At 69.8% G+C, this 23600-nt stretch carries 23 protein-coding genes; 5 read left to right on the forward strand and 18 right to left on the reverse strand.

The window, feature by feature from the left end; all coding sequences use genetic code 11:
* Positions 1–48: 48 nt before the first annotated feature.
* From ACFWP5_RS43625 to ACFWP5_RS43650, 6 genes are all read right to left on the reverse strand, one after another.
* Positions 49–1080: a hypothetical protein gene (locus ACFWP5_RS43625; protein WP_384170259.1), complete on the reverse strand. Its 1032-nt coding sequence runs from the start codon at positions 1078–1080 to the stop codon at positions 49–51.
* A gap of 263 nt (positions 1081–1343) precedes the next feature.
* Positions 1344–2111, reverse strand: coding sequence for a TIGR03936 family radical SAM-associated protein (locus tag ACFWP5_RS43630; RefSeq protein WP_384170262.1), 768 nt, complete (start codon positions 2109–2111; stop codon positions 1344–1346).
* A gap of 46 nt (positions 2112–2157) precedes the next feature.
* Complete coding sequence (locus tag ACFWP5_RS43635; protein ID WP_384170302.1) at positions 2158–3237, reverse strand: hypothetical protein; 1080 nt, start codon at positions 3235–3237, stop codon at positions 2158–2160.
* A 15-nt stretch (positions 3238–3252) separates the two neighbouring features.
* Complete coding sequence (locus tag ACFWP5_RS43640) at positions 3253–3786, reverse strand: GNAT family N-acetyltransferase (RefSeq protein ID WP_384170264.1); 534 nt, start codon at positions 3784–3786, stop codon at positions 3253–3255.
* 3 nt (positions 3787–3789) lie between these two features.
* On the reverse strand, positions 3790–4269 hold the full coding sequence (locus ACFWP5_RS43645; RefSeq protein ID WP_384170267.1) for a GNAT family N-acetyltransferase: 480 nt from the start codon (positions 4267–4269) through the stop codon (positions 3790–3792).
* A 19-nt stretch (positions 4270–4288) separates the two neighbouring features.
* On the reverse strand, positions 4289–4930 hold the full coding sequence (locus tag ACFWP5_RS43650; RefSeq protein ID WP_384170269.1) for a TetR/AcrR family transcriptional regulator: 642 nt from the start codon (positions 4928–4930) through the stop codon (positions 4289–4291).
* A 171-nt stretch (positions 4931–5101) separates the two neighbouring features.
* Between ACFWP5_RS43650 and ACFWP5_RS43655 the strand changes: the two genes are divergently transcribed.
* Complete coding sequence (locus tag ACFWP5_RS43655) at positions 5102–5650, forward strand: cysteine hydrolase family protein (RefSeq protein ID WP_384170271.1); 549 nt, start codon at positions 5102–5104, stop codon at positions 5648–5650.
* Between the two features lie 162 nt (positions 5651–5812).
* On the forward strand, positions 5813–6640 hold the full coding sequence (locus ACFWP5_RS43660; protein WP_384170273.1) for a hypothetical protein: 828 nt from the start codon (positions 5813–5815) through the stop codon (positions 6638–6640).
* A 13-nt stretch (positions 6641–6653) separates the two neighbouring features.
* Here the strand turns inward: ACFWP5_RS43660 and ACFWP5_RS43665 are convergent, their stop codons facing one another.
* Positions 6654–7421, reverse strand: a complete 768-nt coding sequence (locus tag ACFWP5_RS43665) for an SDR family oxidoreductase (RefSeq protein ID WP_384170275.1) — start codon at positions 7419–7421, stop codon at positions 6654–6656.
* Positions 7422–7630: 209 nt separating this feature from the next.
* Between ACFWP5_RS43665 and ACFWP5_RS43670 the strand changes: the two genes are divergently transcribed.
* Positions 7631–8461, forward strand: a complete 831-nt coding sequence (locus tag ACFWP5_RS43670) for a helix-turn-helix domain-containing protein (protein ID WP_384170277.1) — start codon at positions 7631–7633, stop codon at positions 8459–8461.
* Positions 8462–8543: 82 nt separating this feature from the next.
* Here ACFWP5_RS43670 and ACFWP5_RS43675 read toward each other — a convergent pair whose 3' ends face one another.
* Complete coding sequence (locus tag ACFWP5_RS43675) at positions 8544–9275, reverse strand: SDR family oxidoreductase (RefSeq protein WP_384170279.1); 732 nt, start codon at positions 9273–9275, stop codon at positions 8544–8546.
* Between the two features lie 156 nt (positions 9276–9431).
* On the opposite strand from ACFWP5_RS43675, the gene ACFWP5_RS43680 reads away from it, so the two are divergent.
* Together ACFWP5_RS43680 and ACFWP5_RS43685 are read left to right on the forward strand one after the other, a co-directional pair.
* Positions 9432–9902, forward strand: coding sequence for an RrF2 family transcriptional regulator (locus ACFWP5_RS43680; RefSeq protein WP_384170304.1), 471 nt, complete (start codon positions 9432–9434; stop codon positions 9900–9902).
* A 77-nt stretch (positions 9903–9979) separates the two neighbouring features.
* On the forward strand, positions 9980–10669 hold the full coding sequence (locus ACFWP5_RS43685) for a DUF899 domain-containing protein (RefSeq protein ID WP_384170281.1): 690 nt from the start codon (positions 9980–9982) through the stop codon (positions 10667–10669).
* Between the two features lie 36 nt (positions 10670–10705).
* Here the strand turns inward: ACFWP5_RS43685 and ACFWP5_RS43690 are convergent, their stop codons facing one another.
* From ACFWP5_RS43690 to ACFWP5_RS43735, 10 genes are all read right to left on the reverse strand, one after another.
* Positions 10706–12673, reverse strand: a complete 1968-nt coding sequence (locus ACFWP5_RS43690; RefSeq protein ID WP_384170283.1) for a TIGR03960 family B12-binding radical SAM protein — start codon at positions 12671–12673, stop codon at positions 10706–10708.
* A gap of 171 nt (positions 12674–12844) precedes the next feature.
* On the reverse strand, positions 12845–14371 hold the full coding sequence (locus ACFWP5_RS43695; protein ID WP_384170285.1) for a CHAD domain-containing protein: 1527 nt from the start codon (positions 14369–14371) through the stop codon (positions 12845–12847).
* 105 nt (positions 14372–14476) lie between these two features.
* On the reverse strand, positions 14477–15673 hold the full coding sequence (gene rodA / locus ACFWP5_RS43700; protein ID WP_384170286.1) for a rod shape-determining protein RodA: 1197 nt from the start codon (positions 15671–15673) through the stop codon (positions 14477–14479).
* Positions 15670–17928 carry a penicillin-binding protein 2 gene (gene mrdA, locus ACFWP5_RS43705; protein WP_384170288.1) on the reverse strand — a complete coding sequence of 753 codons (2259 nt, stop codon included), beginning with the start codon at positions 17926–17928 and terminating at the stop codon, positions 15670–15672. Before mrdA ends, rodA begins: the two co-directional genes overlap by 4 nt.
* Positions 17929–18021: 93 nt before the next feature.
* A complete protein-coding gene (gene mreD / locus ACFWP5_RS43710; RefSeq protein ID WP_384170290.1) occupies positions 18022–18690 on the reverse strand; it encodes a rod shape-determining protein MreD in 669 nt (222 codons plus the stop codon).
* A 21-nt stretch (positions 18691–18711) separates the two neighbouring features.
* Positions 18712–19644 carry a rod shape-determining protein MreC gene (gene mreC / locus ACFWP5_RS43715; protein WP_384170292.1) on the reverse strand — a complete coding sequence of 311 codons (933 nt, stop codon included), beginning with the start codon at positions 19642–19644 and terminating at the stop codon, positions 18712–18714.
* A gap of 159 nt (positions 19645–19803) precedes the next feature.
* Positions 19804–20823 carry a rod shape-determining protein gene (locus ACFWP5_RS43720; RefSeq protein ID WP_384170294.1) on the reverse strand — a complete coding sequence of 340 codons (1020 nt, stop codon included), beginning with the start codon at positions 20821–20823 and terminating at the stop codon, positions 19804–19806.
* Positions 20824–21099: 276 nt separating this feature from the next.
* A complete protein-coding gene (gene ndk, locus ACFWP5_RS43725; protein ID WP_384170296.1) occupies positions 21100–21513 on the reverse strand; it encodes a nucleoside-diphosphate kinase in 414 nt (137 codons plus the stop codon).
* Between the two features lie 78 nt (positions 21514–21591).
* Positions 21592–21948: a DUF4233 domain-containing protein gene (locus ACFWP5_RS43730; protein ID WP_384170298.1), complete on the reverse strand. Its 357-nt coding sequence runs from the start codon at positions 21946–21948 to the stop codon at positions 21592–21594.
* Between the two features lie 6 nt (positions 21949–21954).
* Positions 21955–23442 (reverse strand): bifunctional folylpolyglutamate synthase/dihydrofolate synthase, encoded by a 1488-nt coding sequence (locus ACFWP5_RS43735; protein WP_384170301.1) that lies wholly within the window; start codon positions 23440–23442, stop codon positions 21955–21957.
* Between the last annotated feature and the right edge of the window lie 158 nt (positions 23443–23600).

Raw genomic sequence — 23600 nt, forward strand, 5'->3', positions numbered from 1 at the left:
CCCTGGATGCCCTGCGCCACACTCGTGAGGTTCATGTGGGCGACATGCTCATCGATTTGCATGATTTCCACGGATCCTCCGCGGGGCGGCGTTCCCGCTCTTGGGCGCGGGCGCGGAGAACCCTCCGGCGGCGGTCCGCACGGCCCGGCGCCGACGTCGCGGCCCGGAGTCCTCGACCGGCTCGGTGCTCTCGGCGGCGGCCTTCGTCTCCGCGGTGTCCGCGGCGGTCTCTTCGTTCACAGGGGCCTCCTCGCCCACGGGCGTCCCGGCAGGCGCGGACACACGGCGCGTGGCGCGACGACGGCTCCGACGCGGAGCGGCATCCTCATCGGACGCGGCAGCCGCGGAGCCTTCGGTCACTTCTTCGGTCACTGCGGTGGCTTCAGCGCTCTCGGCGGCCTCGACGACCTCAGCGGTCTCGCCGGCCTGCGGCGCACCGGCGGGCGCGGAGGCACGCCGAGTGGCACGCCGACGCGGACGCCCGGCGGGCGCGGCCTCTTCCTCCACGGGCTCCACAGCCGCCTCTACGGCAGCGGGAGCCTCGGCCGGCTCAGCCACGGCAGCAGGGGCAACGGTCTCGGGCGCGGTCACCCGGCGCGTGGCACGACGACGGCTGCGGCGCGGAGCGGCATCCTCGTCATCGGACACGGCGGGCGGCGCGGCCTCCTCCACGGCGGCAGGCGCGGCGGCGGCAACGGCCGGCACCACGATCTCGGCCGCCTCGGGCACCTCGCTCGCCTCGGGCGCACCGGCAGGCGTGGACACCCGCCGGGTTGCACGACGCCGCGTACGCCCGGCAGGCGCGGCCTCTTCCTCTGCAGGCGCCGCTACGGCAGCAGGAGCCTCGACAGCCACCTCGGTCACATCGGCCTCAACGGGCTCGGTGACCTCGACGCTCTCGTCCTGCTTCTCGTCGCTCACCTCGGCCGGTATGGCCGGAGCACTGTTTTCGACCGCGCCCTCGGCGGCGGTCGGCGGTCCCGCTGGGCGAGACGCGGCGCGGCGCCTACGGCGCGGCGGCAGCGTGTCGCTCGGGGTGTTCAGTTCGGAACCCTCGGTGGGTTCGGTCGGTTCGAGCATGCGGGCGTTTCTCCCGTCAGGCTCCCGGGCGCCGCGCCTGGTCCGGCATGAATGCCGGTGACGTCCGCGGCTCGCGCGTTGCGCGGTGCCGCCGTCCGGGGCGCGGGCGCCGCACGGGAGCTCTCTGTGTCCTGTCTCGCCGGTTCCGTACGCCCAGATGCGGACGGCCTGGCGAAAGTCTTGTGGTCGGTGCGCTGCCCGACCCAGGTGGCTCCCGAGTCCGAGGGCGGCGCTACGACATCGGTCCCTACGCGGAACCTTCCCTACGCCGGCGCCTTCGCGGCGGCAGCTTCGGCGACCGTGGCATTCCCGGTCACTACTGCCTCGCGGTCGGGCGCGAGCGGGTCGGTCACCGTGCCGGTCTCTTCATCGAACAGCCCCTGCGCCAGCCTGGTCACCGCTGCGGCGACCGGCGGCGCCAGGTCGGCCACGGCGCGAAGACCGGACAGGACGTCGTCGGGTCGAACGGCAGGCGTCACGTGCCGAACAACCAGCCGCAGTATCGCACAGGCCTGGTCGGTAGGCCTATCAGCCTGTGGACCGAGCGTCTCAAGATGCGCTACGGCGGGTCGGGCGTCGAACGTACGCATGCCGTTCTTGGCCATGCGCTGGACCTCCACGCTCTCGGCCGCGTTGAACGCGGCCACCGCGCGTTCGGCTTCCTCGGGCGCCACCCCGTCGAGCCGCAGCTCCCACACGGAAGCCGTGAGCCGGTCGGCGAGCCCGGAGGTCCGGGCCTCGACCGCGTCGATGATGTCGAGCCCGACGGGCATCGACTCGTCGAGCAGCTCGCGCAGCTTGTCGGGGTCGCGCTCGGCGGTGAGCGCGATCTCCAGGTATTCCGCCTCACTGCCCGTGCCGGTGGGTGCGGCATTGGCGTACGACACCTTCGGATGCGGCGTGAACCCCGCCGAGTACGCCATCGGCACCTCGGCGCGGCGCAACGCACGCTCGAAGGCGCGCTGGAAGTCACGGTGGCTGGTGAACCGGAGGCGGCCGCGCTTGGTGTAGCGCAGTCGGATGCGCTGCACTGCGGGTGCGGGCGGCGGGCCTTCGGGCTGTCGCTTGCCCAGTGTCCTAGTCCTTCGTGAGAACGGTCGTACTCCTACCAAGAGTACGTGTCTCGTCGTCCATCGGTTCCCGTCGCTCCACCGGCTCCGGCTGTCGCGGCTCGCCGAAAACCATCCGCCGGAAGTCGGCACGGGCCTGCCGGGCGGACTCGCGCGCGGCGGCCAGCACCTGCCGGGTGACCCGTCCCACACCGCGCGCTGCCTCGGCGGCGGGCCGCAGCACCAGGTCCCGTACGACGTGTCCGACCGGGGTGAGGATCGTCCGGTACACCCAACTCACCGGCTCCACGAAGATCCACCGGAAGAGGGTCCCGAGGACCCGCCCCACGGCGAGCGAGATGTGCCCCGCGATCCGCCAGGCATGGCCGAGGGCGTCCCAGACCTCCCGCCCGACGACGGCGAGCACGCGCCCGACCGGTGTCAGGACCCAGCGCCAGAGGCCGATCGCGGGCAGCACGAGCAGAATCCGGGCCGTCCAGTACAGGACGACACCGATCCCGGTACCGACCGCTCTCACGAGCCACAGAAGCCCCCGCCCGCACCAGGCGATCGCGCGCCCGACCGGCGCGAGGACCCACGCGTACAGCCACCCGGCGGGCACGACGAGCAGATACCGCCCGAGCCGGCCCACCAGGGCGGCGACCCCTGTCACCACCCACGCGCACGCGTGCCCGACGGGAGTGAGCACGCGCGCGTACACCCACGCCAGCCCGTCCCCGACCCCGCGAGCGACCCAGGCGAGACCGTGCCCGACCGGGGTGAGCAGATACCGGTACAGCCAGACGAGGGGTACAAGGACAAGCACGTTGGTGAGCCGGCCGAGCGCCTTGGCGAGCGGCACGACGACGTAGCGCCACAGCGCCACCCACGGCCACACGAACACCGCGCGCGCCACCGGCCGCAGCACGGTCCGGTACAGGAACCGCCCGCCGGCCACCAGCGCGTCCCACACCAGCCGCACCGGCACGACCAGCACGAGCACGACGATCCGCACCGGGACGCGGATCGCGACGGCGAGACACCCCTCGGGCGACTGCGGCGACGGCCGCGCGGAGGGCGGCTTCTCGAATTTCCTGGGGGCGTCCATACCGGGCAAGACGCCTCAGCTCCCCGTCCGGATCCAGTACCGCAGTTTTCCGTCCCGTTCGTCCTCGAACTCCCCGCCACCGGCCTCGATCACCTTGCGGGACGCGATGTTGGTGGAATCACAGGTCACGAGGACCGGGTCCAGGCCGAGCGCCTGAGCGTACGGCAGGACGTCGCGGAGCATCGCGGTCGCGTGCCCGCGGCGACGGGCGCCCGGCCGGACGCCGTACCCGATGTGGCCGCCGTAGTCGAGGAGGTACGGGGTGAGGCGGTGCCGTATCTGGATCCGGCCGAGGTAGGTGTCGCCGTCCACGTACCAGTACCAGGTGTTCGGCACGAATCCCTCGGGCCGTCGCCCGTCCTCCGACTCCTCCTCACGCACCGCCTCGACGTACCGCGCGAACCCCGCCGGCTGCCGCCAGGTGCTGCCGTGCTCCCGCAGTTCACGCGCGAGGGTGCCACCGAAGAAATCGTCCTCGACGATGTGCTCGTACACGGCGTCCAGGAAGGACACCCGCAACCGGGCGTCGGGCAGGATCAGTTCAGGCATCGGTCAAGGGTAGGGGTCGGTGCGGCCGACGTGGGTGTGCAGGAGGCGGGGCGAGGAGGCGAAGCCGCGTCGGGCGTACGCGGGGATCGCCCGGGGCGAGGAGTGGACGGTGACGCGTTCCAGGCCGAGGTCCCGGGCACGGGCCAGTACCGCCTCCACGAGCCGTCCGCCGACGCCGCCGTCGCGCTCGCCGGGGATCACGCACACGCACTGCGGATCACCGGTGGCCCGCCGCAGGGCACGCGGACTCGGCACCCGCGGGACCACGGCCGGCCACGCCATCCCGATGATCACGCCGTCCCGTACGACGACCATGCACCGGTGTGAACTCCCGTTCTCCGCCGCCCAGTCGACGAAGTGCCGGACGAACTCCTCGCGGGTGGTGACGGGTTGGTGTCCGCTCTCGAGAACCCAGCGCCACCGGAGCCCCGCGACGACGTCCAGTTCGGCGGGTTCGGCGGGGCGGATCGTGATGTCGTCCACCCGTGCATTGTGCGGGAGTTCAGCCTTCGTCGGCAGGGGGCGCCAGGAGCGCGTCGACGATCTCCCGCAAGGGCGCGGCCAGTTGGGCGGCGGTCGCGTCACGCAGAGGGCGCAGACCTACGGCGGACCGTACGACGGCGACACCGACGCCCAGCGCGACGAGGAGTTCCGCGCGCAGCAGGCGTTCGTCGTCCTCCCCCGCCGGGCCCTCGCCGGACGCTTCGAGGATCTGGCGGCTGAACTCGTCCAGGGCCTTGCGGCGCAGGGCGTCCACGCGCTCGTCGCCGGAGTCGCGCAGCAGCAGCAGTACGGGGTGTTCGCCGAACTCCGGCCAGGCACCGGCGGACAGTTGGTGACTGAGCGCCTCGGCGAGACCGGCCCGGTCCGAAGGGAATTCCTCATCCCGGCCCAGGAAACGGGGAGTTGAGGCAAGGGCCGCCTTGAACAGCCCTTCCTTCGAGTCGAAGTACCGCTTGATGAGCGCCAGGTTGACCCCGACGTCGGCGGCGACGTCCCGCAGCGTCGTGCGGTCGTACCCGAGCCGGGTGAACCGGCTGCTCGCGGCCTCCAGCAGCGCCTGCCTGGTCGCCGCCGCGTCCCGCCGTCGGGGTCCGCCGACCTCATTCGAATCACCCGGGTCACTCGCCTCGCCCGTCACCACCGGCGGCCTCCCTCCATCACCTCGGCCACCCTCGGCCACCCTCGGCCAGCTCAAGTAATCACTCGTTGACATGACTACAGGGCATGGTTACGTTAAGCAAGTAATCACCTGATGACTTAGCCCGGCCTTCCCCCGCTTCCGCCTCCGCCTCCCCCGTACGAAAGGACCGCGGTGTCCGAGCAAGCCCTCCTCGTCATGGACGTCCAGCGCATGATCGTGGACCGTTACCCCGACCCGGCCTATCTGCCGCGCCTGCGTGAGGCGATCGACGCGGCCCGCGCGAACGGCGTCCGCGTGATCTACGTGACCGTCGGATTCCGCCCCGGCGCCCCGGAGATCAGCCCCCGCAACAAGCTGTTCGGCAGGCTCGCGGGCGCCCCCACGTCGGCCGCCGCCCAGGCCAACGAGATTCACCCGGACGTGGCCCCCGGCCCCGGCGACATCCTCGTCACCAAGCGCCGCGTCAGCGCGTTCGCGGGCAGCGACCTCGACATGGTCCTGCGGGCGAACGACATCGATCACCTGGTCCTGACCGGCATCGCCACCAGCGGCGTCGTCCTGTCCACCCTCCGCCAGGCCGCCGACCTGGACTTCACCCTCACCGTCCTGTCCGACGGCTGCCTCGACAACGACCCGGAGGTCCATCGCGTCCTCACGGAGAAGGTGTTCCCGATGCAGGCGGAGGTGTCGACGGTGGCGGACTGGGTCGCCGCGCACTGAACTCCCTATATTGATGGCCGTACTTGAGGCCCGCACTTGAGGCCCGTACTTGACGTCCGTCCTTCATGGGCCGGAGTCGACGTCGGTGCGATCCGGGGGGATTGAGCGTTCGTGGGACCAGTCAGAACACGCGGGGCGGCCGTGGTAGCCGCCCTCTGCACCATGGCAGCCGTACTGCTTCTCGGCGCCTGCGGGACACAGGTCGCGGGCGACGCGAACGAAGCGACGCCGACCGAGTCGCTCCCCTGGACCACGGTGCAGCCCTCCGCGGTCGCCGCGGCCCAACTGGTCGGCGACCAGCGCACGTTGACCCTGACCGCCCGGGTACCCGACGGCAGGAACCCGTGCGTGCGGGCGCTCAAGGCCGCGCTCACCGACTCCGAGAACAACACCCTGTGGGTCCAGATCACCTGCTCCTCCCCCTCGGGGGACAGGCGCTCCGGTTGCACCGGGGAACGTACGGCCTCGACGCGACTCCGGCTGCCCGAGCCCTTGGGCAACCAGAAACTGATCGTCGACCACGACATCCAATTCACCACCGACGGCGCCAAGTTGCCCGCGCTGCGGCTGTGCGGACAACTCGGCTGCCACCCGCCGGCCACCGGCTGCACCAGCGCCTCCTACGACCAGGCACTGCTCGCGGCCGACGCCCCCGAGCACACCTACCTCAACTCGGAACGCTGCGACGGCAAGTGGCTGGTCCTCGACTTCTCCTGGCGTACGGGCCCGGTCTGCGGCGACACGACCGCGTCCCCGTCCGGCTGCTCGTCCCGGCTGGGCGACCGCTGGTTCTTCCGTGCGAAGCCCGCCGGTTGGGCAGCGATCACGGCGAGCGCGGCCGGTGGCTGCGGGACCGTCCAGCGCGCGGAGCCCGCGTTCCCCACGTCGTTGTGCGCCTCACTGGCGCCGCTCTCCTCATCGCTGCACCCGAGTTACCCACCGCCGTCGGCTTCGGCTTCGCCTTCGCCGACCCGGAGCCAACTTCCCTGACCCCGGCGGGACTTCAGCCCTGCGCCGCAGGCCTGATGACGATCTCGTTGACGTCGACGTCCGCGGGCTGGTTGACGGCGTAGACGATCGCCTCGCCGATCGCCGTCGCGGGGATCGCGATGCCCATCATGTCCTCGGCGACCGCGCGCATGCCCAAGTCACTGATGCCGTCGGTCAGTTCGCTACGGGTGAGGCCGGGGCTGACCACGGTGACGCGCAGGTCGCGGCTCTCCTGCCGTAGCCCTTCGGAGATGGCGCGGACGGCGAACTTGGTGGCGCAGTAGACGGCAGCGGTGGGATCGACGCGGTGCCCGGCGACGGAGGCGACGTTCACGATGTGCCCCGCGCCCTGCTCGCGCATGACGGGCAACACCGCGGCGATGCCGTGCAGCACACCGCGGATGTTCACGTCGATCATGCGGTTCCACTCGTCGACCTTCAGGGCCTCCAGCATCGCCAGGGGCATCACACCCGCGTTGTTGACGAGCACGTCGACACGGCCGTACGACTCCCGCGCGGCCCGGACGAAGTCCCGCACGCTCTCCAGGTCCGTCACGTCCAGCTCGCGGTGGTCGGCCGTGCCCCCGTCCGCCCGGATGTCCTTGGCGACGGTGGCGAGGCGGTCGCCGCGTCGGGCGCCGAGAAACACCCGGTGCCCCGCCGCGGCCAGCAGCCGGGCCGTGGCCTCGCCGATACCGCTGCTCGCGCCGGTGATCAGGACGGCCTTGCCGGTAGGCGAGGTGGACTGGACGGTGGCGGTGGACGGGGTGGAGGCGGTCATGAGGAGCCCTTCGAGAAAGCCGATGAAAGCCGGAGAAAGCCGATCGCGTGGCGGTGATCCACCGCGTCTTCCGTGCTTCCGTGCTTCCGTGTTTTTCCGTGCCTTCCGAGCATCGGCGGGATCGGTCCGACAAGGCAGGACGAGGCTTCCGGGGTGCGCCACTCCTAGGAAGCGGAAGCGTGGAAGCGGGAACGCCGTAGGCTTTTGGAATGGACGGTACGGACGGTTACGCGCTCGGTGATTTTTTGCGCGCGCGGCGGTCCCGGCTGACGCCGGCGGAGGTGGGTTTTCCCAGTTCCGGGGCGCGCCGGGTGGCCGGGCTGCGGCGTGAGGAGGTCGCCGTGCTGGCCGGGGTCAGCGCCGACTACTACGCCCGGCTGGAGCAGGGCCGCGAGCGCAGCCCCTCCGGCCAGGTGGTCGACGCCATCGCCCGCGCCCTGCGCCTCGACACGGACGCCCGCTGGCACGCGTACCGCCTGGCCGGCCTGGTCCCGAGGCCCGTCCCCGCCGAGCCGTCCGACGAGGTGGACCCGGCGCTGCTCCAGCTGATGCACGCGTTCCCGACGGCGGCGGCGTACGTCATCAACCGGCGCCTGGAGGTCCTGGCGTCGAACGCGCTGGCCGACGCGCTCCTGGCACCCCTGGGCGACCGCCGCCGAATGGTCCGCTCGCTCTTCCTCGACCCCGCCGCCAGGGACCTCTTCGCCGACTGGCAGCACGTCGCGCGCTGCTCCGCCGAGGCCTTGCGACTGGCCACGGGACACGACCAGGACGACCGCGAGCTCGGCTCGCTGATCGCCGAACTCCTCAGCGGAAGCGAGGAGTTCGCGGCCCTGTGGCAGCACCACAGCGTCAGCCGCCCCGGCCTCCAGTCCAAGACCTTCAACCATCCGGACGTGGGCCGCATCACGCTCACGTACCAGACGTTCGACGTCCAGAGCGCTCCCGGCCAGTGCCTGCTGGTCGGCACGGCGGAGCCGGACACGGAGGACGCGGCGTCGCTGGCTCGGCTGGGTTCCGTGCACGCGGCGAGGCGGTGAGCAGGCCCGCCGTCGGCATGGGCACAGCCGGGGCCCCCGAAGTCGCCCCGGCTGTAGGTGAGTTGACGCCCGGTGGGCCGACTCAGGCGAGCCAGTCCGTGTAGTGGGTGGCGGTGATGCGGGCGTCGTCCGGGGCGGTGAGGACGTCACCGGGGGCGACGGCGAACATGCCGGCGGTGTCGTCGGTGACCACGGAACCCGCGCTGCCCTTGGCGGTCAGGGTGAGCCGGCCGAGTTCGTCGAGGGGGTAGACGTCCGGGCCGGCGATGTTGAGGACGCCGTTCAGCGGGCCGCCCGCGGCGACTTCGGCGACGACACCGGCGACCTCCGCGGCGGCGATCGGCTGGATCGGCGTACGCGGCAGCCGGACGGTGTCGCCGTCGGTGGTCATGGCGAGGGTCGCGTCCATGAACTCCATGAACTGCGTGGCACGGACGATGGAGTACGGGACCGCCCCGCCCTTGAGGAGGTCCTCCTGCAGAACCTTCGCCCGGTAGTAGTCCAACCCGGGGACCTGGTCCACGCCGACGATGGACAGGATGACGAAGTGCCCGACCCCGCCCTTCTCGCTCGCGGCGAGCAGGTTGTCCATCGACGCCTGGAAGAACCCGATCGAGGCGTCGTCGAAGGTCGGCGAGTTCGTCAGATTGACGACGACGTCGGCGCCCGCGACGGCCGCCTCCAGCCCCTCACCACTGATGATGTCCACGCCGGTGGACTGCGAGTGCGGCACGGCTTGATACCCGGCCGCGTTCAGGTTCTTCACGACCTGCGACCCGATCAGCCCGGTTCCGCCGATGACTGCGATCTTCATGGCCTACGCCTTCCATAGATGACCGATGTCCGATATGTACCGTCGCGCGGTCGCGACGGCACCCCAAGACCAAACCCGGACACTTCTTATCCGAGATAATACCCGGACAAGAGATGTCCGAGTCAATCGGAGTCTGGGTAAAATGAGTGAGTGAAGATGTCCGGCGGAGTCGAGTGGGCCCTGCACTGCTGCGTTGTCCTGACCTCGACGGAGGCCCCGGTCCCGGCCGCACGCCTGGCCCAGTTCCACGACGTGTCACCGACCTACCTCGCCAAACAGCTCCAGGCCCTCTCCCGCTCCGGCCTGGTCCGATCCGTACAGGGCAAGTCGGGCGGCTACGTCCTGACCCGCTCCCCGGCATCGATCACGGTCCTCGACGTCGTCGAGGCGATCGACGGCCCCGACCCGGCCTTCGTCTGCACGGAGATCCGCCAACGCGGCCCCATGGCCACCCCGCCCGACTCCTGCACCACCCCGTGCGCGATCGCCCGCACCATGGCCGCCGCGGAGTCGGCCCGCCGCGACGCCCTACGGTCCGTCACGATCGCCGACCTGGCGCGCGACGTGGAATCGGACTCCGGGGAGGGGACGCTGGCGGGGGTCGGTGTGTGGCTGACTTCCGACTGACCGATGAGTTCCGGAGCCGGGCGAGGTCTACCCCCGTACAAGGGACAGCCACGCCCACAAGCTCTGCGAGGGACACCATGACCGCCGACGCACTGCCGCCCGTCGTTGACACCACGACCTGGGAGAACCAGCTCGCCTCCCTCCGCGCCCGCGAAAAGGCCGCGACCCGGGAGCTCGACGCCATCGCCGCCGAGCGGCGTCGCCTGCCGATGGTCGAGATGCCGGAGTACACCCTCGACAGCGCGGACGGCCCCGTCCGTCTGGCGGACGTCTTCGAAGGCAAGCGGCAGCTGATCGTCTACAACCACATGTGGTTCGCCGGGAAGGAATGGCAGTGCCCGGGCTGCACCGGGTTCACCTCTCAGTACACGCGCCTGGAGTTCCTGGACAGCTACGACGCCCGGTTCGTCATCGTCACCCAGGGCCCGATCGACGAGGCGCTCGCCTACAAGGAGCGGGTCGGCAACCGGATGCCGTGGTACTCGACCGCGAACAGCTCGTTCGGCGCCGATGTCGGTGCACCGCCCGACGGAGGATTCGCGGTCAACGTGTTCCTGCGCGACGGCGACACCGTCTACCGCACCTGGCACACCGACGGCCGGGGCACCGAGCAACTCAGCCACAGCTTCGCCCTGATCGACGTCCTGCCGTACGGACGCCAGGAGGAATGGCAGGACTCCCCCGCCGGCTGGCCGCAGTCACCCACCTACAGCCGGTGGGCGGGACCCAAGGACATCGCCGCGGCCTACGGCCCGAACTCCGGCTGAAGAGCTGCCACTTCGCCCACGTCCCCGCCGCTCACCTCAGTGCGCGTGCCCACTCCCCGCAGGCTGCTTCACCGTCAGCGGGAGCAACTTCTTGCCCGTGGGACCGATTTGAATGGAGGTATCCATCTGCGGACACACCCCACAGTCGAAGCAGGGCGTCCACCGGCAGTCCTCGACCTCTGTCTCGTCGAGGGCGTCCTGCCAGTCCTCCCAGAGCCAGTCCTTGTCCAGCCCCGAGTCCAGGTGGTCCCAGGGCAGGACCTCCTCGTACGTCTTCTCGCGGGTGGTGTACCAGTCGACGTCGACGCCGAAGGCGGGCAGCGTCTTCTCGGCGCAGCGCATCCAGCGGTCGTAGGAGAAGTGCTCGCGCCAGCCGTCGAAGCGGCCGCCGTCCTCGTAGACCGCGCGGATGACCGCGCCGATGCGGCGGTCGCCGCGGGACAACAGGCCCTCTACGATGCCCGGTTTGCCGTCGTGGTAGCGGAAGCCGATCGAGCGGCCGTACTTCTTGTCGCCGCGGATCTTGTCGCGGAGCTTGGTGAGGCGGGCGTCCGTCTCCTCGGCCGAGAGCTGCGGGGCCCACTGGAAGGGGGTGTGGGGCTTGGGGACGAAGCCGCCGATCGAGACCGTGCAGCGGATGTCGTTCTGGCCGGAGACCTTGCGGCCCTCGGCGATCACCTTCATCGCCATGTCGGCGATCTGCAGGACGTCCTCGTCGGTCTCCGTCGGGAGGCCGCACATGAAGTACAGCTTCACCTGGCGCCAGCCGTTGCCGTACGCCGTCGAGACCGTGCGGATCAGGTCCTCTTCCGAGACCATCTTGTTGATGACCTTGCGCAGGCGCTCAGAGCCGCCCTCCGGCGCGAAGGTGAGGCCCGAGCGCCGGCCGTTCCTCGTCAGCTCGTTCGCCAGGTCCACGTTGAACGCGTCCACGCGGGTGGACGGGAGGGACAGGCCGACCTTGTCCTCCGTGTAGCGGTCCGCCAGGCCCTTCGCGATCTCGCCGATCTCCGAGTGGTCCGCCGAGGAGAGCGACAGCAGGCCGACCTCCTCGAAGCCCGTTGCCTTGAGGCCCTTCTCGACCATCTCGCCGATGCCCGTGATCGACCGCTCGCGCACCGGGCGCGTGATCATGCCCGCCTGGCAGAAACGGCAGCCGCGCGTGCAGCCGCGGAAGATCTCGACGGACATCCGCTCATGGACCGTCTCGGCGAGAGGGACCAACGGCTGCTTGGGATACGGCCACTCGTCCAGGTCCATCACCGTGTGCTTGGACACCCGCCACGGGACACCGCTCTTGTTCGGTACGACCCGCGCGATACGGGCGTCCGGCAGGTACTCCACGTCGTAGAAGGCCGGGATGTACACCGAACCCGTCTTCGCCAGGCGGAAGAGGACCTCCTCGCGACCGCCGGGGCGGCCCTCCGCCTTCCAGCCACGGATGATCTTCGTCATGTCGAGTACGGCCTGTTCGCCGTCGCCGATGATCACCGCGTCGATGAAGTCCGCGATCGGCTCGGGGTTGAAGGCCGCGTGGCCGCCGGCCAGCACGATCGGGTCGTCGAGCGTCCGGTCCTTCGACTCCAGCGGGATGCCCGCCAGGTCCAGGGCCGTGAGCATGTTCGTGTAGCCGAGTTCGGTGGAGAAGCTCAGCCCGAACACGTCGAACGCGCCCACCGGGCGGTGGCTGTCGACCGTGAACTGCGGGACCTTGTGCTCCCGCATCAGCGCCTCCAGGTCCGGCCACACGCTGTACGTGCGCTCGGCGAGGACGCCCTCCTGCTCGTTCAGGACCTCGTAGAGGATCATGACGCCCTGGTTGGGCAGGCCGACCTCGTACGCGTCCGGGTACATCAGCGCCCAGCGGACATCGCACGACTCCCACGGCTTGACCGTGGAGTTGAGCTCGCCACCGACGTACTGGATCGGCTTCTGCACATGCGGGAGCAGGGCTTCGAGCTGCGGAAACACGGACTCTGCGGCCGCAGCGACTTCGGCAGGCATCTCGCGAACCTTCGTGAGCGGGACTGAACGGACGGGTGACCATCCAGACTAACGCGATCCCGGACCTCACCCGTACGCCTCAACCCTTCACCGGTCCGGCCACGCCCGTACGCCGTGCTCCCCTCATGGACCTCGCCCGTACGCCGCGCCCCTCAGGGCATCCCCGCCCGCTCAGACGGACTCCTCCGCCACGATCGCCTTCCACGCCTCCGGCAACGCCGCCTCCACCCCCGCCGCCCGCTGCTCCTCGCGCCCGTACAGCACCCCGTACGTGAACGAGCTCTCCCCTGCCGCGTGCGCCACCGCGGACAGCTCCCGCAGGGTCACGCGGACCATCACGCTGTCCTGGTGCTCGCCGAGCTGGCTGGTCAGCGACTTCATGGACTTGGCCAGCGCGCGGGCCGGGGTGCCGAGGGCCGGGGTCGCCGCCTCCGCCGCGTACCGGGTGCGCTTGGCCTTCTTGCGGGCCTCGTGCAGGGCGAGGTCTCGGTCCGCGCCGGGCGGAGCCTCGATCGCCTCCTCGACGAGCGCGGAGACCTTTCCGAAGTCCTTGCGTACGGCCTTGCCGATCACCTTCTCCGGCTTGCCGGCCGCGTCCGCCAGCAGGGGCGGTTCGGCGACCAGCGCGTCCAGGGTGTCGAGCAGGGCGAGATACCGCTTGCAGTCCAGGACGCCGATCAGCCGGCGACGCGATCCGCCGCGCCGGGCGTTGGCCCAGGTGCGCAGTCGGGTGCGGATCGGGCCGGAGATCAGAGTGCGGGGCAGTTCGCCGAGGACTGTCGTGAGGCGCTCGGTCATGACTTCCCGGTCGCGGTCCACGCCCAACTCGCCCGCCAGCCACTTCAGTTCCTCGCCGACCGGGTCGGTGACCGTGCGGTCGAGGACCTTGCCGTACGAGCGGAAGGTGCTGCGCATACGGCGGGTGGCGACCCGCATGCGGTGCACGGAGTCGTACGCGTCCTGCCGTACGGCGGGGTCGAGTTCGAGGATCGCGTCGCGCTGGGCGCGGACGTACGCGAGGACGTGGTCGCCGGCCGTGACCGGGTCCTGCGGGGCCGGCGCGGAAGCCTTGCCCTTCTTCTTTCCCGAGTTCTTCCCCGACGGGCGCGTCTCCGCCAGCGCCCGCGCCAGCTTCGACGCCGACGACGACGGTCGTACGCCCGCCTTGCGCAACCGTTTCTCGACCTTGTCGAGGAACGCCGGGTCGCCGTCGTCGGCGAGTTCGACCTCGATCTCGGTCCACTGGGCGGTGCCGCCGCCCTCGGTGAGGCGTTCCGCGTGCACGGCGTCCACGCTGACCTCGGCGAGGAGCTTGCCCTCGGCGTCCACGAGATGCCGTACGTCGCGGTCGGAGCGCAGGCGGACGACGGGCAGCAGCTCGGCCTCGCGCACGCGGGAGCGGACCAGCCCGGCGAGGGTGCGCGGCACGGTGTCGGAGAGCGGTTCCCGGATCTCGTCGCGGACACCCGGCGCGACCGGCACCTTCAGGTGCCAGCCCGCGTCGGAACCGCCGGTACGGCGGCGCAGGGTCAGCGAGGCGGCGGCGAGGCGCTCGTCGGCCGTGTCGTAGTACACGGCGTCCAGGTTCGCGACGCCCTTGTCGATGACGGCCTCGACGCCGGCGACGCCGGTCAGGTCGGGCAGACCACTCTCGTCGGACTCGTACTTACGCTCGATTTCGCGCTTTGTGTCCGCCATGACCTGAATCTAGTTGCCGACCAGCCGGGATGACAGAGGGCGTCCCAAATGAACCCCCGGGAAACTCAGGCAAATACGGCAGTGACGACCGAGCGAAAACAAGGTCTAGGCGGACATGGGGCGCTGGACCCGGATCGACTGCAGCAACCCCACCGCCAGCCACACCGCGAACATCGACGTACCGCCGTACGACACGAAGGGCAGTGGCAGGCCGGTGACCGGCATGATGCCGAGGGTCATGCCGACGTTCTCGAAGGCCTGGAAGGCGAACCAGGCGACGATTCCGGCGGCGACGACCGTGCCGTAGAGCTCGGTCGAGTCGCGGGCGATGCGGCAGGCGCGCCACAGCACCACGCCCAGGAGGACGAGGATCAGGCCCGCGCCGACGAAGCCCAACTCCTCGCCCGCGACCGTGAAGACGAAGTCTGTCTGCTGTTCGGGGACGAACTGGCCCGTCGTCTGGGAGCCGTGGAAGAGGCCCTCGCCGGTGAGACCGCCGGAGCCGATCGCGATGCGGGCCTGGTTGGTGTTGTAGCCGACGCCGGCCGGGTCGAGGCTCGGGTTGGCGAAGGCGGCGAAGCGGGCGATCTGGTACTCGTCCAGGATGTGCAGCTGCCAGACGGCGATCGCGCCCAGGGTGCCCGCGCCGAGCAGGCCGAAGATCCAGCGGTTGGGGGCGCCGGAGGCCAGCAGGACGCCGAGCACGATGATGACCATGACCATGACGGACCCGAGGTCGGGCATCAGCATGACGATCATCATCGGGACCGAGGCCAGGCCCAGGGCCTGCAGGACCGTGCGGTGGTCGGGGTAGGGCTTGTCGCCCGCGTCGACCCGCGCGGCGAGCACCATCGCCATGCCCAGGATGATCGTGATCTTCACGAACTCCGAGGGCTGGAGCGAGAAGCCGCCGCCGAGCACGATCCAGGAGTGCGCGCCGTTGACCGTGGAGCCGAGCGGGGTGAGCACCAGGAGGATGCCGAACACCGAGGCGCCGTACAGGAACGGGACGACGACGCGCAGGGTGCGGTGGCCGAGCCAGATCACGCCGATCATCAGGGCGATGCCGATGCCGGTGTTCATCAGGTGCCGGATCAGGAAGTAGTACTGGTCGCCCTGGTTGATCTCGGTGCGGTTGCGGGTCGCCGAGAAGACGAGGAGCGAGCCGATCAGCGACAGGCCGATCGCCGACAGCAGTATCGGCCAGTCCAGCCGGCGGGCCAGCGAGTCACGGGCGAAGACCCGTGTCCAGCCGGCCCGGTCGGGCCCGTATCCGGAGACGGAGAAGCTGTTGCCGGTCATGTGAGCATCCTCCGGCTACCCCTTCTGCGCGGACGCCTACGGGTGTTGCTGTTGGTGGACGGTGAGGGCGAGGTGGCCGGCGGCTGCGACTCGTCGGCCGCGGTGACGCCCCCCTCGGTCGCCTTCTGCTGCTTCTCCAGCTCCTTGGCCGGGTCGGCGGTGATCTTCGGGGAGGCGATCGTGCCGTCGGCGCGGACCTTCGGCAGGCTCGTCTGCGGCGTGGGCAGCATCGCCTTCTTCTTGTCGATGGAGCCGTCGGCCTGGACGCCGTACATCGCGTTGTAGATGTTGCGCACGGCCTCACCGGAGGCGCCGGAACCCGTACCGGCCTGCGCGATCGTCATGACGACCGTGTAGTCCTTGGTGTACGTGGCGAACCAGGAGGTGGTCTGCTTGCCGTAGACCTCCGCCGTACCCGTCTTGGCGTGCAGCGTGATCTTGTCCTGCGGCCAACCCTGGAACTTCCAGGCCGCGGTACCGCTGGTGACCACGCCCGCGAGGGCCTTGTCGATGCCCTTGTGCGTGGCCGCGCTGATCGGCAGCTTGGCCTTCACCTGGGGCTTGATCTCCTGGACCGTCTTGCCGTCGGCGCTGACGATCGCCTTGCCGATGGTCGGGACGTATTCGGTGCCGCCGTTGGCGAGCGCGCCGTAGATCATGGCCTCCTGGATCGGCGTGACGAGTGTGTCGCCCTGGCCGATGGAGTAGTTGATCGAGTCGCCCTCGCGCATCTTGTTGCCTTCGAGGCAGTTCTCGTACGCGATCTGCTGGACGTACGTGCCGCCCTTCTTGCCGGTCTTGCACCAGTAGGCCTTGTTGGCCTCGTAGGTCTGCTGCTTCCACTTGCGGTCCGGGACGCGGCCGGTGACCTCGTTGGGGAGGTCGACGCCCGTCGTCTTGCCGAGGCCGAACTGGTGGGCCGCCTTGTAGAAGTAGTCCTTCGGCTCACCCTTCTTCGGGTTGATGCCGCCGTCCTTCTTCCACTGGGCGTCGGCGAGACCGTAGAAGACGGTGTCGCAGGAGACCTCCAGCGCGCGGCCCAGCGAGATGGGACCGAAGTTCTCGCCCTCGAAGTTCTTGAAGACCTGGCCGCCCACCGAGTACGAACTCGTGCAGGGGTAGCCGCCGTCCCACTGGTAGCCGGCCTCGACCGCGGCGGCCGTGGAGACCACCTTGAACGTCGAACCGGGCGCCGACTGACCCTGTATGGCACGGTTCAGCAGCGGGTAGTCGGAGTTCTTGCCGGTGAGCTGCTTGTAGTCCTTGGCGGAGATGCCGCCGACCCAGACGTTCGGGTCGTACGTCGGCGCCGAGGCCATGGCGACGATCCGGCCGGTCTTGGCCTCCATCACGACCACGGCACCGGAGTCGGCCTTGTAGTTCTCGCCGGTGATCTTGTCGAACTGCTGGCGGGCGGTCTTCATCGCCTTGTCGAGCTGGTACTCGGCGACACGCTGCACGCGGGAGTCGATGCTGGTGACGAGGTTCGAACCGGGCTCGGCCGCATCGGAGTTGGCCTTGCCGATCACGCGGCCGAGGTTGTCGACCTCGTAGCGGGTGACGCCGGCCTTGCCGCGCAGCTCCTTGTCGTACTCGCGCTCCAGGCCGGAGCGGCCGACCTGGTCGGAGCGCAGATACGGCGAGTCGGAGTCCTTGGCCTGGGTGATCTCGCTGTCGGTGACCGGCGAGAGATAGCCGAGGACCTGGGCCGCGTTGGCGTCGCCGGGGGCCGCGTAACGCCGTACGGCCTCGGGCTCGGCGGTGATGCCGGGGAAGTCCTCGGCACGCTCGCGGATCTGCAGGGCCTGCTTGGCGGTGGCCTCGTCGGTGATCGGGATGGGCTGGTAGGGCGAGCCGTTCCAGCAGGGCTGCGGGGTCTTCGCGTCACACAGCCGGACCTTCTGGATGACGTCCGCGGGCTTCAGGCCCAGCACACCGGCCAGCTTGGTGAGGACGGCCTTGCCGTCGTCCACCTGCTTCAGCAGGTCGGTACGGGAGGCGGAGACCACGAGCCGGGTCTCGTTGTCGGCGAGGGGCACGCCGCGCGCGTCCAGTATCGAACCGCGCACCGCGGGCTCGACGACCTGCTGGACGTGGTTGCCGGACGCTTCCTTCTGGTACGCGGCGCCCTCACGGATCTGGAGGTACCAGAGGCGCCCGCCGAGGGTGCCGAGGAGGGAGAGGACGAGAATCTGGATGACGACGAGCCTGATCTGAACCCGTGGAGTCCGACCGGTCTCCGGGATGTTGGTCATGTGGTGCTGCCTCCCCCTCTCAGTGCGTGTACACGATGCGTGTATGAGTCATATACGACGGACCTGTGCGACCGTGCGCCAACTCCCCGGTGATCAAAGCCTCTTGACCCCCTTGATACGTCCCGCACGGGCCACGCGCGCGCGTGCGGTCTTCATCCGCAGGCCGCCGCGCTGGCCGCCGATCTTCAGGCCGGTGCCGGAGGAGAGCCAGCCCGAGGAGATGTCGGCCGACTTGGCGGCGTTGGTCTCCGCGAGCGGGTCGTTGTCGGTGCGCCGGGCCAGTGCCATGACCCCGGGGACGACGAACGGGGCGAGCAGCAGGTCGTACAGGGAGGCCGTGAACAGCAGACTGCCCAGGCCCACATGGCGGGCGGCGGTGTCGCCGACGAGGGCGCCGACACCGGCGTAGAGCAGGGTGGCGCCGATCGCGGCGGCGACCACGACGGCCATCGGGCCGGTCGCCGACTTGAGGCGGCCGTTCTCCGGTTTCGCGAGGCCCGCGAGGTAGCCGATGACGCACAGGACGAGGGCGTACCGGCCGGCCGCGTGGTCGGCGGGCGGGGCCAGGTCGGCGAGGAGGCCCGCGCCGAAGCCGATGAAGGCGCCCGCGACATGGCCGTAGACCATGGCGAGGCCGAGGACCGTGAGGAGCAGCAGGTCGGGGACGGCGCCCGGGAGGTGGAGGCGGGCGAGGACGCTCACCTGGATCACGAGGGCGACGACGACCAGCGGCGCGGAGAGGAGGATCCGGTTGACACGCATGGGGATGGGCTCCTACTGCTGTTACTGGCCGACGGCCGGGGCGCTCGCGGACGGGGTGACCGTGACGGTCACCGTCGGGGTCGGGGTCGGCTTGGACTTCGCCGGCAGGACCGTGTCACGCGGGTCCTTCTTCGGGGCCTCCACGACCACGCCGACGATGTCGAGCTTGGTGAAGTTGACGTACGGCGTGACGTACAGCGTGCGGGTCAGGCCGCCGCCGGAGGGATCGACGCGGGAGACGACACCGACCGGGACACCGGGCACGAACGGCTTGTCGCCCTGCGAGCCGAAGGTGACGAGGCGGTCGCCCTTCTGCACCTCCGCTTTGCCGTTGAGGAGTTCGACGCGCAGCGGGCCGTCGCCCTCGCCGGAGGCGAAGCCGAGTTCGTCGCTGCCCTCCATCCGGGTGCCGACGGTGAAGTCGGGGTCGTTGGCGAGGAGGACGGTGGAGGCGTCCGGGCCGACGGTCGTCACGCGGCCCACCAGCCCGTTGCCGTTCAGCACGGTCATGTCGCGCTTGATGCCGTCGTTGGCGCCGACGTCGATGGTGATCGTCCAGGAGAAGCTCTGGGCGGCTCCTATCGCGATGACCTGGGCGCCCTTGATGCCGTACTGGCCCTCGCCGGCCACCTTCAGCATCGTGTCGAGCTGGGTCAGGCGGCTGCGGTTGCGGTCGTCGCTGCCGAGCTTCGCCTTGAGGGCCGCGTTCTCCTTCTCCAGGACGGCGAGCCGGTCGTGCCGCTCACCGGAGTCGCGGACCGCGGCGACCGCGTCCCCGACCGGATTGACGGCGGACGACACGCCGTTCTCGATCGGGCCGAACACGGTGGCCGCGGCCCGGCGGGCACCGTCGACGGGTGAGTCCTGCCCTCCTCGGATGTCCACCGTGATCAACGCGAACGCTACGGCGATCAGCAGCACCAGGAGCAGCCGGCTCTCTCGTGTGTCCCTCACGTGCGGCGGCCGTGCCTTCCTCATAGGAATGTGCGGGTGTTGATGTGTGTGATGTGAAAAGGCTGATGTGCGGAGGCTTATGACGGAGCCTATGCCTCCATATCAACGATCCGCCGCACGAGAGGAGATCATCCCGTACGGCGGAATCGAAGCGTTACGTCATCTGCGCGGCTGGGCGTCCAGAACCTGCTGGAGCGCCTCGAACTCCTCGACGCACTTGCCGGCGCCGAGCGCCACGCTGTCCAGCGGGTCCTCGGCGATGTGGATCGGCATGCCCGTCTCGCGGCGCAGCCGCTCGTCGAGACCGCGCAGCAGGGCTCCGCCGCCGGTCAGAACGATTCCGCGGTCCATGATGTCGCCGGACAGCTCCGGCGGGCACTTGTCGAGGGTCGTCTTCACGGCGTCGATGATCGCGTTGACCGGTTCTTCGATGGCCTTGCGGACTTCGGCGGCGGAGATGACGACGGTCTTGGGCAGCCCGGACACCAGGTCCCTGCCGCGGATTTCGGTGTGCTGGTCGTCTTCGAGGTCGTACGCGGAACCGATCGTGATCTTGATCTGCTCTGCACTCCGCTCACCGAGAAGGAGCGAGTACTCCTTCTTGATGTGCTGGATGATCGCGTTGTCCAGCTCGTCGCCCGCGACGCGGATGGACTGGGCGGTGACGATGCCACCGAGCGAGATGACCGCGACCTCCGTGGTGCCGCCGCCGATGTCCACCACCATGTTGCCCGTGGCCTCGTGGACCGGCAGGCCGGAGCCGATGGCCGCGGCCATGGGCTCCTCGATGATGTGCACCTGGCGCGCCCCGGCCTGGGACGACGCCTCGATGACGGCACGGCGCTCGACGCCCGTGATGCCCGAGGGCACACAGACGACGACACGGGGACGGGCCAGATAGCGCCGCTTGTGGATCTTCAGAATGAAGTAGCGGAGCATGCGCTCGGTGATCTCGAAGTCGGCGATGACACCGTCCCTCAGCGGACGCACGGCAACGATGTTGCCCGGTGTCCGCCCGATCATCTTCTTGGCTTCGGAGCCGACCGCGAGGATGCCACCGGTGTTGGTGTTGATCGCGACGACCGACGGCTCGTTGAGTACGATTCCGCGACCCCTGACGTACACCAGCGTGTTGGCGGTCCCGAGGTCGACAGCCATGTCACGGCCGATGAACGACATTGAGTTCCCCATCAGGATTCGTCTGGCCTTCCCGGGAGCTTTTGAGGGCTTTTAAGGTCGGCGAAGTGGGTGCTGTGACGTGAAGGCTTCCATCGTAGACGCGCCTGCACGAACACTGCGCGAGGGTCTTCGCCATTGTCAGCATGTGATGTGCCGCCTCGCTTGTGGAGACGGTCCAACGGGGGCACTCGTTCCCCCGATCGGCACGCATATGCCAAGAGACGGCCGGAAAATCGCGGCCGTCCCTGGTCAGGCATGTGGGTTACTGATGGAGATTCAGACGTGCCCGGGGAAGAAGATCTTCACCTCGCGCTCGGCGGACTCCTCGGAGTCCGAGGCGTGGATCAGGTTCTCCCGCACGATGACACCGAAGTCGCCCCGGATGGAGCCGGGCGCGGCGGCGATCGGGTCGGTCGGACCGGCCAACTGGCGTACGCCCTCGATGACCCGCTCGCCCTCGACGATCAGCGCGAGCACCGGACCGGAGGCCATGAACTCCACCAGCGGCTCGTAGAAGACCTTGCCCTTGTGCTCGCCGTAGTGCTGCTCCAGGGTGTCCTGGTCCAGGGTGCGCAGCTCCAGCGCGGTGATCTGCCAGCCGGCCTTGCGCTCGATCCGGCTGATGATCTCGCCGGTCAGGCCACGACGTACGGCGTCGGGCTTGAGCAGGACGAGGGTGCGCTGGGTCACGAGGGGACTCCTTCGGATCATGACGGTGCGGGACGTCTCACGACAAGCCCGAGGTTACAGGGCGTGTCCATGCGTCCATTACGCAGCGTCAGGTGTAGGGGAGTCGGCCTGCGCGGCGAACCGCGCCTTCGCCTCGTCGATCTTCCGGCCATAGTGGACCGAGGCCCACCACAGGGCCGCGAAGATCGCCCCGAGGAAGAACATGGACGGCACGACGAGGCCCGACGCGATCAGCGCGATCTGCAGTGCCCAGCCCAGCGCGATGCCGGCCGGCCGGGTCACCACGCCGCACAGCGCGACGGACAGGAACATCGCGATCCCACTGACCGTCCACACCGTGGCGGTGGTCAGATCCGGGTCCTTCATGGCGACCAGACCGGCGAAGCCGATCACGAAGAACTCACCGATCAGCGTCGAAGAACAGAGCGTACGCACGGAAAGTCAGCCCCTCCCCAGGAGCAGTCGGGCCTCACCCACGGTGATGACGGAACCGGTGACGAGCACACCGCCGCCCGCGAACTCGCCGTCCTCCTCGGCCAGCGTGATCGCGGCCTCCAGGGCGTCGGGCAGCCGCGGTTCGACCTGCACGCGCTCGTCGCCGAACACCTCGACGGCGATCCCGGCCAGCTCGTCCACGTCCATCGCACGGTGACTGGAGTTCTGCGTGACGACGACCTCGGCGAACATCGGCTCGAAGGCTTCGAGCAGCCCGCGGACGTTCTTGTCACCGCTGGCCCCCACCACCCCGATCAGCCGACTGAAGTCGAAGGCCTCGGCCACGGCCTCGGCGGTCGCACGGGCGCCCGCCGGGTTGTGCGCCGCGTCCAGCACAACGGTCGGCGACCGCCGCACGACCTCCAGCCGACCCGGCGAGGTGACGGACGCGAAGGCCTTCCGCACGGTGTCGATCGCGAGCGGATCGGGCCGCTGCGCCCCCACACCGAAGAACGCTTCCACGGCGGCGAGCGCCACGGCTGCGTTGTGCGCCTGGTACGGCCCGTGCAGCGGGAGGTAGATCTCCTCGTACTCGCCACCGAGGCCGCGCAGGTTGATCAACTGCCCGCCGACGGCGACGTTCCGGGACACCACCCCGAACTCCAGACCCTCCCGGGCCACGGTCGCGTCCACTTCGACGGCCTTCTTCAGCAGCACCTGCGCCGCGTCCACCGGCTGCTGCGCCAGGATCACGGTCGCGTCCTGCTTGACGATGCCGGCCTTCTCCGTGGCGATCTCCCCGGTCGTCTCACCGAGCCGGTCGGTGTGGTCGAGATCGATGGGGGTGACCACGGCGACATCGGCGTCGATGACGTTGGTGGCGTCCCAACTGCCGCCCATCCCCACCTCCACGACGGCGACATCGACGGGCGCGTCCGCGAACGCGGCGTACGCCATGCCCGTGAGCACCTCGAAGAACGACAGCCGGAACTCCTGCTGTGCGTCGACCATCTCGATGTACGGCTTGATGTCCTCGTACGTCTCGATGAACCGCTCGGCGGAGATCGGGGCGCCGTCGAGGCTGATGCGCTCGGTGATCGACTGGACGTGCGGGGAGGTGTACCGGCCGGTCCGCAGCTCGAAGGCGCCGAGCAGCGCCTCGATCATGCGGGCCGTGGACGTCTTTCCGTTCGTCCCGGTGATGTGGATCGAGGGGTACGACCGCTGCGGGTCTCCCAGGACGTCCATCAGCGCGGCGATACGGCTGACCGACGGCTCCAGCTTGGTCTCGCCCCAGCGGGTGGCCAGCTCGGCTTCTACGTCGCGCAGGGCCTTGTCCAGCCGGGGGTCTTCAGGGCGGCCGGGTACGTCGGCCTGCGGCCCGCCGGTGCCCTGGGTGCGGAGGGTGCGGCTGCCGGCCTCGATTACCGCGAGGTCGGGGTCGCGGTCGGTCTCGGCCTCGATGATCTCGTCGAACGGGTCGCTGTCAGTCACATGGGCCAGTCTACGGACGTCGGGGGGTTCTTTCGTCTGCGGGCCGGTTGGGGGGTCTTTCGTCTGCGGGCCCGGTGGGGGCTGGTCGCGCCCACGCGGCGGAGCCGCATATCGATACAGCTCCACGAGTACGGGCGCGCCGTCGTAGTCGTAGCCGG

Source organism: Streptomyces sp. NPDC058469, from assembly GCF_042721125.1.
In the GTDB taxonomy this organism is placed as follows: domain Bacteria; phylum Actinomycetota; class Actinomycetes; order Streptomycetales; family Streptomycetaceae; genus Streptomyces.

What these genes read in the sequence shown, in the direction of transcription:
- ACFWP5_RS43625 (WP_384170259.1), bottom strand. Translation starts at nt 1,080, where the DNA reads ATGCTCGAACCGACCGAACCCACCGAGGGTTCCGAACTGAACACCCCG.
- ACFWP5_RS43635 (WP_384170302.1), bottom strand. Translation starts at nt 3,237, where the DNA reads ATGGACGCCCCCAGGAAATTCGAGAAGCCGCCCTCCGCGCGGCCGTCG.
- ACFWP5_RS43640 (WP_384170264.1), bottom strand. Translation starts at nt 3,786, where the DNA reads ATGCCTGAACTGATCCTGCCCGACGCCCGGTTGCGGGTGTCCTTCCTG.
- ACFWP5_RS43660 (WP_384170273.1), top strand. Translation starts at nt 5,813, where the DNA reads ATGGCAGCCGTACTGCTTCTCGGCGCCTGCGGGACACAGGTCGCGGGC.
- ACFWP5_RS43665 (WP_384170275.1), bottom strand. Translation starts at nt 7,421, where the DNA reads ATGACCGCCTCCACCCCGTCCACCGCCACCGTCCAGTCCACCTCGCCT.
- ACFWP5_RS43670 (WP_384170277.1), top strand. Translation starts at nt 7,631, where the DNA reads ATGGACGGTACGGACGGTTACGCGCTCGGTGATTTTTTGCGCGCGCGG.
- ACFWP5_RS43675 (WP_384170279.1), bottom strand. Translation starts at nt 9,275, where the DNA reads ATGAAGATCGCAGTCATCGGCGGAACCGGGCTGATCGGGTCGCAGGTC.
- ACFWP5_RS43680 (WP_384170304.1), top strand. Translation starts at nt 9,432, where the DNA reads ATGTCCGGCGGAGTCGAGTGGGCCCTGCACTGCTGCGTTGTCCTGACC.
- ACFWP5_RS43685 (WP_384170281.1), top strand. Translation starts at nt 9,980, where the DNA reads ATGACCGCCGACGCACTGCCGCCCGTCGTTGACACCACGACCTGGGAG.
- ACFWP5_RS43690 (WP_384170283.1), bottom strand. Translation starts at nt 12,673, where the DNA reads ATGCCTGCCGAAGTCGCTGCGGCCGCAGAGTCCGTGTTTCCGCAGCTC.
- ACFWP5_RS43695 (WP_384170285.1), bottom strand. Translation starts at nt 14,371, where the DNA reads ATGGCGGACACAAAGCGCGAAATCGAGCGTAAGTACGAGTCCGACGAG.
- rodA (WP_384170286.1), bottom strand. Translation starts at nt 15,673, where the DNA reads ATGACCGGCAACAGCTTCTCCGTCTCCGGATACGGGCCCGACCGGGCC.
- mrdA (WP_384170288.1), bottom strand. Translation starts at nt 17,928, where the DNA reads ATGACCAACATCCCGGAGACCGGTCGGACTCCACGGGTTCAGATCAGG.
- mreD (WP_384170290.1), bottom strand. Translation starts at nt 18,690, where the DNA reads ATGCGTGTCAACCGGATCCTCCTCTCCGCGCCGCTGGTCGTCGTCGCC.
- ACFWP5_RS43720 (WP_384170294.1), bottom strand. Translation starts at nt 20,823, where the DNA reads ATGTCGTTCATCGGCCGTGACATGGCTGTCGACCTCGGGACCGCCAAC.